9 protein-coding genes are annotated in these 12,590 nt (G+C 55.6%); 4 read left to right on the top strand and 5 right to left on the bottom strand.

The window, feature by feature from the left end:
- Nucleotides 1-197: 197 nt before the first annotated feature.
- The gene (locus G516_RS0119820; RefSeq protein WP_028295122.1) at nucleotides 198-1,478 is read left to right on the top strand and encodes an NAD(P)/FAD-dependent oxidoreductase; all 1,281 of its coding nucleotides are present in this window, start codon (nucleotides 198-200) and stop codon (nucleotides 1,476-1,478) included.
- A 375-nt stretch (nucleotides 1,479-1,853) separates the two neighbouring features.
- On the opposite strand, the gene G516_RS0119815 is transcribed toward G516_RS0119820, so the two are convergent.
- Both G516_RS0119815 and G516_RS0119810 read right to left on the bottom strand, forming a co-directional pair.
- Nucleotides 1,854-2,558 carry a TetR/AcrR family transcriptional regulator gene (locus G516_RS0119815; RefSeq protein ID WP_084645273.1) on the bottom strand — a complete coding sequence of 235 codons (705 nt, stop codon included), beginning with the start codon at nucleotides 2,556-2,558 and terminating at the stop codon, nucleotides 1,854-1,856.
- A 102-nt stretch (nucleotides 2,559-2,660) separates the two neighbouring features.
- Nucleotides 2,661-3,944 (bottom strand): NAD(P)/FAD-dependent oxidoreductase, encoded by a 1,284-nt coding sequence (locus G516_RS0119810; protein ID WP_028295120.1) that lies wholly within the window; start codon nucleotides 3,942-3,944, stop codon nucleotides 2,661-2,663.
- A gap of 297 nt (nucleotides 3,945-4,241) precedes the next feature.
- On the opposite strand from G516_RS0119810, the gene G516_RS0119805 reads away from it, so the two are divergent.
- Together G516_RS0119805 and G516_RS0119800 are read left to right on the top strand one after the other, a co-directional pair.
- On the top strand, nucleotides 4,242-5,588 hold the full coding sequence (locus G516_RS0119805; RefSeq protein WP_028295119.1) for a glutamine synthetase family protein: 1,347 nt from the start codon (nucleotides 4,242-4,244) through the stop codon (nucleotides 5,586-5,588).
- 431 nt (nucleotides 5,589-6,019) lie between these two features.
- Nucleotides 6,020-7,138, top strand: coding sequence for a polyamine ABC transporter substrate-binding protein (locus G516_RS0119800; protein ID WP_028295118.1), 1,119 nt, complete (start codon nucleotides 6,020-6,022; stop codon nucleotides 7,136-7,138).
- A gap of 496 nt (nucleotides 7,139-7,634) precedes the next feature.
- On the opposite strand, the gene G516_RS0119795 is transcribed toward G516_RS0119800, so the two are convergent.
- The 3 genes from G516_RS0119795 to G516_RS0119785 all read right to left on the bottom strand — a co-directional run bounded on the left by G516_RS0119795 (nucleotide 7,635) and on the right by G516_RS0119785 (nucleotide 10,937).
- Entirely contained in the window at nucleotides 7,635-8,765 is a 1,131-nt protein-coding gene (locus tag G516_RS0119795; protein ID WP_028295117.1) for an extracellular solute-binding protein, read from the bottom strand.
- Nucleotides 8,766-9,090: 325 nt separating this feature from the next.
- Nucleotides 9,091-9,474 carry a RidA family protein gene (locus tag G516_RS0119790; RefSeq protein ID WP_028295116.1) on the bottom strand — a complete coding sequence of 128 codons (384 nt, stop codon included), beginning with the start codon at nucleotides 9,472-9,474 and terminating at the stop codon, nucleotides 9,091-9,093.
- Between the two features lie 206 nt (nucleotides 9,475-9,680).
- On the bottom strand, nucleotides 9,681-10,937 hold the full coding sequence (locus tag G516_RS0119785; RefSeq protein WP_028295115.1) for a D-amino acid dehydrogenase: 1,257 nt from the start codon (nucleotides 10,935-10,937) through the stop codon (nucleotides 9,681-9,683).
- A 465-nt stretch (nucleotides 10,938-11,402) separates the two neighbouring features.
- Here G516_RS0119785 and G516_RS0119780 point away from each other — a divergent pair, with 465 nt between their 5' ends.
- Nucleotides 11,403-12,440, top strand: coding sequence for an LLM class flavin-dependent oxidoreductase (locus G516_RS0119780; RefSeq protein WP_028295114.1), 1,038 nt, complete (start codon nucleotides 11,403-11,405; stop codon nucleotides 12,438-12,440).
- Nucleotides 12,441-12,590: the final 150 nt, after the last annotated feature.

The following is a 12,590-nucleotide window of genomic DNA, read 5'->3' as shown; positions in this document are numbered from 1 at the left end:
GTGCCAAAGCCGCCAATTATTCAGACCTCAGAACAACTAAAAGGCGTCGTCTCACGCTGGTTATCAAAGCGCTAGTTATGAAAGCATTCGGGACCAGCAGCCGATATATCCCTGGGTAGGTATGGAGCAATCTGGCCAAGCGCGACTATTGTTAGCGCAAGATGCCCCATCGGGGCCGCAACCACTGAGAGAACGACATGACCACAACCTATCCGGATTCCTATTACGCTGCCTCGATCAACGAAGCCGACCAGCGTGAGCCTCTGGTCGGTGACACCCGAGCAGACGTGTGTGTGATTGGCGCTGGCTTTACCGGCCTGTCGACCGCCCTGCATCTGGCCGAACGTGGCTTCAAGGTGGTGGTATTGGAAGCTGGCCGCGTGGGCTTTGGTGCCTCCGGCCGCAACGGTGGCCAGATTGTCCACAGCTACAGCCGCGACATGGACTTTATTGAACGTAACTACGGCAAGGACATGGCCGTTGAAATGGGCAAAATGGCCTTTGAAGGAGGCCGCATCATTCGCCGCTTTGTCGACCAGTACAAGATCGACTGCGACCTGAAAGACGGCGGTATTTTTGCGGCCTGCAACCGCAAGCAGATGAAAGAGCTGGAAGGCAAAAAAGCCCTGTGGGAAAAGCACGGCAACACCAGCCTGGAGTTGCTGGATGCCAAACAGACCCAGAATTACGTTGGCACCGAACGCTACGAAGGCGCTCTGCTGGACAACAGCGGCGGCCACCTGCACCCATTGAACCTGGCCCGTGGCGAAGCCAAGGCGTTTGAAAGCCTCGGCGGCAAGATTTACGAGCAGTCCTCCGTGACGGAAATCCAGAAGGGCGAACCGGCGGTGGTGAAAACCGCCAGCGGTCAGGTGACCTGTGATTTCGTCATGGTGGCTGGTAACGCCTACCTGACTGGCCTGTTGCCACAGCAGGAACAGAAGTCGATGCCGTGCGGCACCCAGATCATCACCACCGAGCCGTTGAGCAAAGACCTGCAAGAACAGCTGTTGCCCAAAGACAACTGCGTTGAAGACTGCAACTACCTGCTGGATTACTTCCGTCTGAGTGGCGACGGCCGCCTGATTTACGGCGGTGGCGTCACCTACGGCGCCCGTGAGCCAGACAAGATTGAAGCGCTGATCAAGCCGAAGATGCTGAAGACCTTCCCGCAGCTGAAAAACGTCAAAGTGGATTACGCCTGGACCGGTAACTTCCTGCTGACACTGATGCGCTTGCCGCAGTTTGGTCGGATCGGCAGCAATGTGTACTACGCCCAGGGCTACTCCGGCCACGGTGTGACGTCGACCCATTTGGCAGGTGAGCTGATTGCCAGCGCGATTCAGGGTCAGGCCCAGCGTTTCGACATCATGGCCAGCCTGCCCCAGCACCCATTCCCGGGTGGCCGCATCATGCGGGTGCCTTACACCGCCATGGGTGCGTTCTACTACGACATGCGTGACAAGCTGGGGATTTGATCATTCGAGAGCAAGCTCTCTCCCACACCCTCCTTATTCATGTGGGAGCGTTTTTCCGGATAAGCGGTGCGCAGTGCGCACCCTACAGGGTCGGCTGTCTTTTGTAGGAGCGGTTTCAACCGCGAAGCCCGATCGGGAATAAGACTGCGCGTCCCGATTTCTCCTACAGCAATCTGCTTGTAGGAGCGGTTTCAACCGCGAATCCAATCGGGAATGAAATCCCTCCTACACACAGCAATACCACTGTAGGAGCGGATTTATCCGCGAAACCGTTCGGGGTTAAAACCCCTCCTACAGTTCACCGCATCAGCGCTCGCGCTTATTCATGTGGGAGCGAGCTTGCTCGCGATAAACAGCCAACACCGGCCCTGCTAATCACTCCGTATCCTGCAAATGCCGATGCAGGGTGTTCTCCAGCGTAAAACGCAAATCTTCCAACGTCCGTGCCGCCCGGTTGGGATTCTGGTTCACAATCACCAGATACACCGCGTGGCTGACTTCCAGCACAAAACGGCCAATCCGTTCCCGCTCTTTCACGTGGCGGTTGATGCCCAACCGTTTGAACACCCGCGCCAGGCTCTGGATCACCTGGTCGTCGTGACGTTCGTCCAGCTCATGCAATTCCGGAATCGAAAACATCGCCTGCACCAGTGCCAGTACGGCTTTCTGGCGTTTGTACACGCGCAGGTTACGGGTGGTCAGCTGTTCCACCAGCTGTTCAACACTGAGGGTTTCTACCGGCAGGGCTTCGACGTCCGCCAGCATGGCGGTGATGTCTTCCAGCCAGCGTTGGCCCATGGCGTAGAGGATGGCATGTTTGTTGGGAAAGTAGTGGTACAGCGAGCCCACGGAAATACCGACTTCGCGGGCAATCACATTGGTGGTGAGGTCGTGCATTCCGACCCGTTCCAACAGCTCGCCAGTAACGTCGAGGATTTCTTTCGAGCGCTTGATGGAACGGCCCTGCACCGGTGCACTGCGCGGTTTCAGGTTGTCGCGCTTGCGGGATTTTTGCGGTTCTCCGCTAACAGTATTGGCGTCGTCGGTAATATCAGAAGCGGGACTGCGGGTGTCGCTCATGGAAGTACAAATCCGGAAATATCAGACCCACAAGCGTCGGGCCGCAACGCTTGTGTGTCAAATACTATTGCACTCTGAACCCACAGGTTAATACCAGGGCGCTCAGAAAAAGCGGTCACGCATGGAGTAGTACAACATGCCCGCCACCAGCCCCGGCCAGCGCAGCAAGGTGCCGCCCGGGAACGTTGGCGTTGGTACTTTGGCAAAGGCGTCAAAACGCTCGGCCGAACCGGCAATGGCTTCGGCCATCAGTTTGCCGCCCAGTGTCGCCATCGCCACACCGTGGCCGGAGTAGCCGTGGGCAACAAACAGGGTTTGATCCAGCCGTTCAAAATGCGGCATGCGATTCAGCGTAATCGCCAGTGTACCGCCCCAGCCGTAGTCGATGCGGGTGTTCTCCAGCTGTGGATAAAACTCCAGCATGTACTTGCGCACAAACGAGCGAATGTCGGCCGGGAAGTTGGGGCTGTAGTTTTCCCCACCGCCCCACAACAGGCGGTTGTCGCCAGAGATACGGAAGTAGTTGATCACAAAGCGCGAATCCGCCACCGCGTAGTCGTTGGCGTTAATCTGTTTTACCAGCTCGTCTGACAACGGCTCGGTTGCCAGAATGAAGTTGTTGATCGGCATGATCTTGCCCGCCACCCGCGGCTCCAGCTTGCCCAGGTAGCCATTGGTAGCCAGCAAGATGTACTTGCAGTTGACCGCACCGGTGGCGGTCTCAACGCGCGGTTTGGCACCGGACTGGTAGCCGGTCACCCGGCTGTGCTCAAACAGCCGCGCGCCCGCCTGCTGGGCCGCTTTGGCCAGCCCCAGTGCATAGTTCAGCGGGTGCAGGTGAAGCGCCCTGGTATAGAGTTCGCCGGCGTGGTACTTATCCGTGCCTAACATCTGTTGCACGTCGGCCGGAGCAACGTATTCCACGTCGTCGTAGTTCAACACCCGACGGGCATATTCCACCGATTCTTCAAAGTGGTGGTTATGGGCCGGCTTGGCCGCCACGTGCATCACGCCGTCTTTTTTGTCGCATTCAATCTGGTGCTGGTCGATCAGCTCGCGTACCAGCTCAACCGACTCCAACGATATCTGCCACAGCAGGTCGGCAATCTCCTTGCCGACCTTTTTAACCAGACTCTCGTGGTCCATATTGTGACCCGGTGCGACCTGCCCGCCATTGCGGCCCGACGCGCCATAACCAAGGGTTTCAGCTTCCAGCAAGGCAACCGAATAGCCTTGCTGCGACAAATGCAACGCTGCCGACAGCCCGGTATAACCGCCGCCAATCACACAGACGTCGGCGTCCACTTCTCCCTCAAGGGATTCCGTCGGCAGCGTCTGGTTGGCGCTGGCAAGGTAGTAGCTGCCGTGAGCAGATGTAGCAGTCATCGGCTGTTCTCCACGTAGGTGACCGTTCAAAAACCGAATGATAGTTCGGCTTTTAGAAAACAACAAGATGGTCATTTTGGGCAAAGTTGCAATTTTTGGATTGACTCAAAAGGGTCACACACATACTTTAAAAACCGAATGATATTTCGGTTTTACCCTCCAGGGGGTAGCGACTTGTTCAGGAATCAGTCGTAACTTCCCAAACAACCGGGATTACTTTTGAGCGGCAAAGGCGCAAGCTGGCGTTGTTCAAGCCCATCCGCGCCATTGCGCACAACAACGTCAGACAGGTGATTTATGGAAGCCGTCAAACGCTTTCTCGAAGAAAACGGCATCAGCGAAGTCGAATCCACATTCCCGGACATGACCGGCAATGCCCGTGGCAAGTTTTACCCAACCCAGAAGTTTCTGGCCGAACAAGGCGGCAAGATTCCTGAAACCCTGCTGGTTCAGACAGTGACCGGCGACTGGGCCGACAACCACTACGACCTGGTCGACTCCAGCGACCGCGACATGAACCTGGTGCCCGACGCCAGCACCATGCGCATTGTGCCCTGGGCCGACGAGCCAACGGCGCTGGTTATTAACGACTGTTTCGCGCCCAGCGGTGCGCCACACCCGCTGTCGAGCCGCGCGGTACTGCGCCGTATTCTGAAGCTGTACGAAGACGAGGGCCTGAAGCCGATCATTGCCCCGGAAGTCGAGTTTTATCTGGTGCAGAAAAACATCGACCCCGACTACGAGCTGAAACCAGCCACTGGTCGCTCTGGCCGTCGCGAAAACGCCCGTCAGTCCTACAGCATTGACGCCGCCAACGAATTCAACCCGGTGATCGACACCCTCTACAGCTACTGCGATGTACTGGGTCTGGACGTCGATACCCTGATTCACGAATCCGGCGCCGCCCAAATGGAGATCAACTTCCTCCATGGCGACGCCCTGAGCCTGGCCGATCAGGTGTTTGTGTTCAAACGGGCGCTGCGTGAAACCGCTCTGAAGCACAACATGTACGCCACCTTTATGGCCAAGCCGATGAAGAACGAGCCAGGCAGCTCGATGCACTTGCACCAGAGCCTGGTCGACATCAAAACCGGTAAGAACATCTTTGCTGGTGCGCAGGAAGGTGAATTCTCGGAAGCCTTCTATCACTACATGGGTGGCTTGCAGCAGTTCACTCCTGCGGCAATTCCGTTCTTCGCCCCCAACGTCAACTCCTACCGTCGCTTTGTGCCGGAAAACGCCGCGCCAGTGAACTTCAAATGGGGCATCGACAACCGCACCGCCGGTTTGCGTGCACCACATGCGCCACTGAACGCCACCCGGGTTGAAAACCGCTTCCCCGGTGCCGACTGCAACCCGTATCTGGCCATCGCCGCCAGTCTGGCCTGTGGTTATCTGGGCATGAAGAACAAGATCAAGCCAAGTGCGCCCACCGAAGGCATCGCCGCCGAAGAAGGCGATACCGTGGAAGTGTCCCGTACTCTCGAAGAAGCCTTGCGTCAGCTGGAAGACTGCCCGGAATTGCAGGACGTTATTGGCCCGCACTTCGTCAAAGCCTACATCGGCGTCAAACGTGCCGAGTTTGAAACCTTTAACCGCGTGATCAGCTCCTGGGAACGGGAATACCTGCTGATGAACGTGTAACCCGTTACACCCTGATAGCTGATAGCCGCTTGCCTGTTCCTGTGGTTCTGCCACAGGCATGGGCAACGTCGATTTAAAAACCCGATAAAACAAAATAAAGAACTATGGACCCTCTGAACAACTCTGCACAGCTCTGCGCGAGTCCTGCAGGTTGTCAGAACAAGGCGGCGAATGCAGCGGAATGGCTGGCCCTTTCCAAATTCGCCAACACCGTTCTGGCGGCTTGCAGGCCGCGCCCTGCGGGGATGGCAGGGCAGTGCTGACTCTGTGTCGCTGATTTTTGACTTGACCCGTCAGGCCTGCAAATCAGCTTCGTGATTCAGCTTCGCCCTGTCATCCAGAGCGGGCAGCGAGTTATTCAGAGGGTCCCTATAATTGACCCTTAAAAACCATTGACTCCATATGCCCATGAAGAAAAGAGGCAACACCGCATGAAGAAGAGTAATTCCACGCGCACGACCCTGCTTTCCTCAATCCTGCTGGCAGCTTCCACTCTGGCACCGGTTAGCCAGGCGGAAGAGGTACTGAATTTCTACAACTGGTCGGATTACATTGGCGAAGAAACCATCGCCAACTTCGAGAAAGAGTTCGGTATCAAAGTGAACTACGACGTCTACGACAGCAACGAAGCACTGGAAGGCAAGCTGTTGGCCGGTAACACCGGATACGACCTCGTGGTTCCAACCTCCAACTTTATGGCACTGCAAATCAAGGCCGGTATCTTCCAGAAGCTCGACAAGAGCAAGCTCAGCAACCTCGACAACCTCGACCCTGAGCTGATGAAGCGCCTGCAAAAGAAAGACCCCGGCAATGAATACGGCGTACCGTATCTGTGGGGCACCACCGGCCTGGGCTACAACGCCGAACTGGTGGCCGAAGTATTGGGTGAAGACACCCCGATCGACAGCTGGGCACTGGTGTTTGAGCCGGAATACATGGAAAAGCTGTCCAAGTGTGGCGTGACCTTCCTCGACTCTTCCGACGAAATGTACCCCTTCACCATGCTGTACAAGGGCATCGATCCAAACAGCAAGTCGGTGAAAGAATTCAAATCCAACAGCGTCGCCAGCCAGACCCTGAAATCGGTGCGCCCATACATCAAGCAGTTCACCTCTTCCGGCTACATCAGCGATTTGGCCAACGGCGATATCTGTATGGCGGTGGGTTTCTCGGGTGACGTCTTCCAGGCCGCCTGGAACGCTGAAGAAGCGGAAAACGGCGTAGAAGTATCCTATGTGATTCCAAAAGAAGGCTCGGAAGTGTGGTTCGACATGCTGATGATCCCGGCCGACGCCAAAAACGCCGACAACGCCCACAAGTTCATCAACTACCTGCTGCGTCCGGACGTGATTGCCGAAGTGACCAACTACGTGTGGTACGCCAACCCGACGCCAGCCTCCAAGCCTATGCTGGAAGAAGACATTGTGTCTGACCCGGCGATCTACCCGACCGATGACGTGATGGCCAAGCTGTTCGTCAGCGACGAAGAAGATCCCAAGGTTGCCCGTATTCGTAACCGCAGCTGGGCCGACATCAAAACCGGCCGCTGATCCCCTTTGGCGCTGCGCTCAACCGCAGCGCCCACCGCATTCTGGTATTCACACCGGAATCTCGTGTTGCCACCCCAAGGGGTGGCTTTTTTGTGGCTGGCATATTGGCAGATGTGATGGGCGCAAGCGCACCATCCTATGGGCCGAACTATTTACCAATCAACAGCCAAAATCGGTGCGTGGTACGCACCCTACAGTGAGCGTGAAAATCCCGTGCAGCAACGTCTATGGGAGGGAATTTATCCCCGAATCTTGTACCCTGAAACGGGGCGCAATGCGCACCCTGCAACGAGCGTGATAATCACGTGTAGCAGCGCCTGTAGAAGGGAATTTATTCCCGAATCTTGTACCCGGGAACGGGGCGCAATGCGCACCCTGCAACGAGCGTGATAATCACGTGTAGCAGCGCCTGTAAGAGGGAATTTATTCCCGAATCTTGTACCCGGAAACGGGGCGCAGTGCGCCCCTGGATCAGATTACCTGGAACATCGACATCCTAGAACATCGACATCATCGGCACAGAGCACCAGCCGCCGCGGTTACACAGCGCTCCCACCCACAACTTGTGCATCATGCGGGTGGTCTTGCGATCCCGTGGCGCCAAGGCTTCCATGTGGTTGAGGGCCGTCAGCGCCGGGTAGATGGTTTCGTCGTTGAGGATATCCGGGTCGACATACGGCGCCGAGCTGGCCATCGGGTTTGGGTATTCCAGGTAGTTGGAGTTTTCCGCCGCCACTTCGGCCTGCATCAGGTAATTCATAAACTCGTAGGCGCGATCCGGTGACGGCGAATTGGTCGGGATGGCCATGGCGTCAATCCACAGGGCGTTGCCTTCGCGGGGAATAAAGTAGGCCAGCTCCGGGTCATCCCCGGCGGCGACCAGCAAGTCACCGGAATAGCCCACGGCCACACAGATTTTCTTGTCGGTCAGGTCCTGACGAAACTGCACCGTGTGCAGGTAGGTCACGTCGGCGGCGGTGGCTTTCAGCAGCTCCCCTGCTTGCTGCAATTCGTCCTTGTTCATGGTGTTCACGGAATAGCCCAGATACGCCAAGGCACCGGCAAACAGCTCATCACGTTCGTTCAGCAGACCAATGCCACACTGTTTGGCTTTGGCGCGCACTTCCGGGTCAAACACCAGCGCCCAGGAATCGATGTAGTCACCCAGCCCCAATGCCTGCAATTTGGCGATGTTGACGCCCAGGCCTGTGGTGCCCCACATATAAGGCACGGCAGAGCGGGCGCCTTCGTCGAGCATGTCGTATTCATTGGTGATGTCGGCCCGAATGGCCCCCAGTTCAGGCAGACGCTCGCTATCGAGGTCACGAATCAGCTTTTTCTCGGCCAGTTTGTTCACCACATGGGACGGCGGGAAGATCAGGTCAAACTGCTTCTCGGGGTCCAGAAACTGCTCTACAAAACCGTCCAGGTTGGCGTAGTAGCTGTACTCCACCTGCACGCCGTATTGCTGCTCGTAGGCGGTGATCACTTCCGGGGCAATGTAGTCGTCCCAGTTGAGAATTTTTAATACCGGCCGTTCGTTGCTGGACTCGGCAAAGCTATGGGACGGCAACACGCATGCCGCCACCAGACCTGCCACCAGGGCAAGCTGTCGAAAAGGGTTCATCTTGATGTTCTCCGGCTCGGCCACTCGTTGGAATGGTCACAGGGCGTGACCGGCACACGGTAAGGGCCCGGTGCGGATGGTAGCCGTTATGATTGTTTGCACTGCTTTGATTACTTACAAATTGTTTAATTTACAAGCACGTTGGATATATACCCCCCAGGGGGTAATTGGGGCTTCCAAAGGCGACGGTGATCGCGTTTTTCTACTTTGATGGCTTTGTCATCAACCCCTATTCATCACCAGCCATTCCTCACAGCCAGCAAAACCTCGGCAAACAAAAAAACCGGAGCCTGCGAACAGGGTCCGGTTTTCTCTGCACGGGCGATTACAGCGCCAGTACGGCTTCCACTTCGATGTCGGCATCTTTTGGCAGCGCTTTTACAGCAAACGCAGCACGGGCCGGGTATGGCTCGTCGAAGTAGCGCGCCATCACTTCGTTCACCTGTGGGAAGAAGCTCATGTCAGACAGCAGGATGGTCAGCTTGGCGGCGTCGGCCAGAGAACCACCAGACGCTTCAGCGATGGCTTTCAGGTTTTCGAACACGCGTACGGCCTGAGCTTCGAAAGACTCGGTAACCATTTCCATGGTTTCAGGGTTCAGCGGGATCTGACCGGAAACGAATACCATGTCGCCAACCTTAACGGCCTGGGAGTAAGTGCCGATCGCGGCTGGTGCATTTTCGGTGCTGATGATGGTCTTGTTGCTCATAATAACCTCAGTTAATAGGTCCATTCGTGGTCCAGTGTGGTAACGACTGGACAATGTGGGTTCGGAGTTTATATCGAAACCGGCGGCCCCGGGGATACTCAGGGCCGTCGGTTTGTTGATTAATCAGGCATCTGATCTGAAGAACTTGCCTCTTTGGGGAGGCCTTCCCCCGGAGCGCCGTATCGCCCCACGCCGGCGGGCTGCAATCAGATATAACGATCCACCGACAGGCCTTCGGTAGACACTTCGGTTTCCTGCTCGTTGATGATGTCGGCCAACAGCTTGGCGGAGCCTTGCGACATGGTCCAGCCGAGGGTGCCGTGGCCGGTGTTCATGTACAGCTTCTTGATTGGCGACTTGCCAATCACCGGCACAGAGTCCGGTGTCATAGGCCGCAAGCCACACCAGAACTCGGCATTTTCAATATCACCAGCGCCCGGGAACAGGTCGTTCACGACGAATTCGGTCGGCTTACGGCGTTCCGGTTTCAGGCTCAGGTCGAAGGAGGCAATTTCAGCGGTGCCGCCCACCCGAATACGATCATCAAAGCGCGTTACCGCCACCTTGAAGGCTTCGTCCATCACAGTGGATTGCGGTGCCTTGTCGGCATCGATGATCGGCAGCGTCAGCGAGTAGCCTTTCATCGGGTAGATTGGCAACTTGATGCCTAACGGGCGTACCAGCATCGGTGAGTAGCTACCCAGACACAGTACGTAGGCGTCAGCACGGCGCTTGCCACGGGAGGTAATCACCGACTGGATTTCGTCGTCTTCCGACTCCAGCGCCATCACCTTGGTGTTGAACTCGAACTTCACGCCCAGCTTCTTGCACTCTTCCGCCAGACCGATGGTGAATTTGTGACAGTCGCCAGTCGCGTCTTTCGGAAACAGCAAGCCACCGACGAACTTCTCGGACACGTTGGCCAGCGCCGGCTCGTGCTTGATACAGGTATCGTGATCAATCACGGCGTGCTCTACGCCACATTCACGCAGGGATTCCAGGTCGGCACCGATGGAGTCCATCTTTTCCTGATCGCGGAACAGCTCGATGGTGCCCTGGTTACGATGATCAAAATCCAGCGCGGTTTCCGCGGTCAGACGGTCCATGCACACACGGCTGTATTCGGAAATACGCAGCATGCGGTTCTTGTTGGTACGGTACGCCTCGCCGGTGCACTCGTGCAGCATTTTCATCATCCAGCCTGCAGTGTGGCCGTTCATGGCAGAGGAGCTGACCAGAATGGGCGCCAGGTCCTGCATCATCCATTTCATCGCCTTGAATGGCACACCAGGTGCTGCCCATGGGTTGGTATAGCCATAGGAGAGCATGCCCGCGTTGCCATAGCTGGTTTCGTCCGCGACACCGGTCTGACGCTCAATCACGGTAACTTCATGGCCAGACTTCGCCAGATACCAGGCAGACGACACGCCCAGCACACCACCACCCAATACCAGAATTTTCATCGTTTCTATCTCACTGCAGTATCATTATTTGAATGTGAGCAAGCACTTACTTGCGCTTTGTCTATTTTTAAATTCTAGATAAACATTCGCAGGAAAAGACTGCGTATTTAAAGATTTTGCAGATGGAAATACCTATTTTTAGAAAATAGCCAGCTATTAATTCTACAAAAAAAAGGAATGGACAATATCGACCAAGAGCTTGATGAACATCATGGATTGGCACAATTCACGCTAAGCAGATTGGCAAATGGGCGAAATCAATGCCCCGCCGCAAAAACCGCCGCACACAAGCGGATTCCTTTCACAGGCTGACGCATCTCAACCGCTGCGAGGGTCAATGTGGCCATTGAGGCCAAACGTATTTCTGCCCCATGACCGCAAACGATATTATGGTATACCATCAGACAACTTAGATTAGACGAGCCGTCTGGTCACAATCACAGAACAGCAAGAAGGACCCGCAAGATGAAGTTTTCCCTGTTTCTGCAAATGGAACGCTACAGCCAGGATAAATCCCATAAAGAGCTGTTGGACGAACTGACCGAGCTGGTGCAAATCGCCGAAGCCGGTGGCATGGAAACCGTCTGGATTGGTGAACACCACGCCATGGAATTCACCATTGGCCCCAATCCACTGAGTTTTCTGGCCTACCTGGCGCCGCTAACCAAATCCATCCGACTGGGTCTGGGAACCGTTATTGCCCCCTTCTGGAACCCGATCAAGCTGGCCAGCGAAGCTGCGCTGGTCGACATCATGTCTGATGGCCGACTGGAATTCGGTATTGCCCGGGGTGCCTACCAGTGTGAATTCGACCGCATGGCGGGTGGCATTCCGGCCAAAAACGGCGCCGGACATCTGCGTGAAATGATCCCGCTGTTGCCAAAACTGTGGCAAGGCGACGTTGCACACGAGGGTGAACACTGGCAATTCCCAACCTCTACCTCAGTGCCGAAGCCACAACAGCAAGGTGGCCCGGGCATTTGGGTGGCTGCCCGTGAACAGGATTCCCACGACTACGCCGTTGCCAACGACTGCAACCTGATGGTGACGCCGCTGTTCAAATCCGACGAAGAAGTCGGTGTATTAATGGATAAGTACTACACCGCCTGTGCCAAGCACCCGGAAAAGCCCAAGCCAAAAATCATGTGCCTGCGTCATACCTTTGTGCATGAAGCCGAAGAAGACTGGCGCATTGGTGTTGACGGCATTCGCAACTGGTACGCGCACTTCCAGGGCTGGGCCAAGAACGACCAAACCCCTGAAAACGGCTTCTGCAAACCCATTTCCGATGCCGAACTGGATGAGTTTGAAGCGCTGCAACCGGACGTCCTGCGTCGCAATGTTGTCATTGGTATGCCAGACGAAGTGATTGAGCGTTTGAAGTATTACGAATCCACTGGCCTGACCGAATACAGCTTCTGGAGCGATAACAGCCTTTCTCATGCAGAAAAGAAAAAGTCGCTGCAGTTATTCATCGACAAGGTAATGCCAGCATTTAAATAAAACCGACAGGTTTTAATATATAAAAAAGGAAATCCGGGCAACCGGATTTCCTTTTTGTGCTGGAGTTTATAAAACCGGATATTTATTTAAAAAAAGGCCGCGATAAACAGAGGTGTTATATCGCGGCAAAGGGCAGGACAAGCGCTATCA

The organism is Oceanobacter kriegii DSM 6294 (assembly GCF_000422845.1).
GTDB lineage: Bacteria > Pseudomonadota > Gammaproteobacteria > Pseudomonadales > Oceanobacteraceae > Oceanobacter > Oceanobacter kriegii.
Note: the sequence above shows the minus strand (reverse complement) of the source record. Positions and strands in the feature narration are given on the sequence as shown.

Excerpts from the sequence above, each read along its gene's own strand:
- G516_RS0119820 (WP_028295122.1), top strand. The coding sequence starts at position 198 with ATGACCACAACCTATCCGGATTCCTATTACGCTGCCTCGATCAACGAA.
- G516_RS0119815 (WP_084645273.1), bottom strand. The coding sequence starts at position 2,558 with ATGAGCGACACCCGCAGTCCCGCTTCTGATATTACCGACGACGCCAAT.
- G516_RS0119810 (WP_028295120.1), bottom strand. The coding sequence starts at position 3,944 with ATGACTGCTACATCTGCTCACGGCAGCTACTACCTTGCCAGCGCCAAC.
- G516_RS0119805 (WP_028295119.1), top strand. The coding sequence starts at position 4,242 with ATGGAAGCCGTCAAACGCTTTCTCGAAGAAAACGGCATCAGCGAAGTC.
- G516_RS0119800 (WP_028295118.1), top strand. The coding sequence starts at position 6,020 with ATGAAGAAGAGTAATTCCACGCGCACGACCCTGCTTTCCTCAATCCTG.
- G516_RS0119795 (WP_028295117.1), bottom strand. The coding sequence starts at position 8,765 with ATGAACCCTTTTCGACAGCTTGCCCTGGTGGCAGGTCTGGTGGCGGCA.
- G516_RS0119790 (WP_028295116.1), bottom strand. The coding sequence starts at position 9,474 with ATGAGCAACAAGACCATCATCAGCACCGAAAATGCACCAGCCGCGATC.
- G516_RS0119785 (WP_028295115.1), bottom strand. The coding sequence starts at position 10,937 with ATGAAAATTCTGGTATTGGGTGGTGGTGTGCTGGGCGTGTCGTCTGCC.
- G516_RS0119780 (WP_028295114.1), top strand. The coding sequence starts at position 11,403 with ATGAAGTTTTCCCTGTTTCTGCAAATGGAACGCTACAGCCAGGATAAA.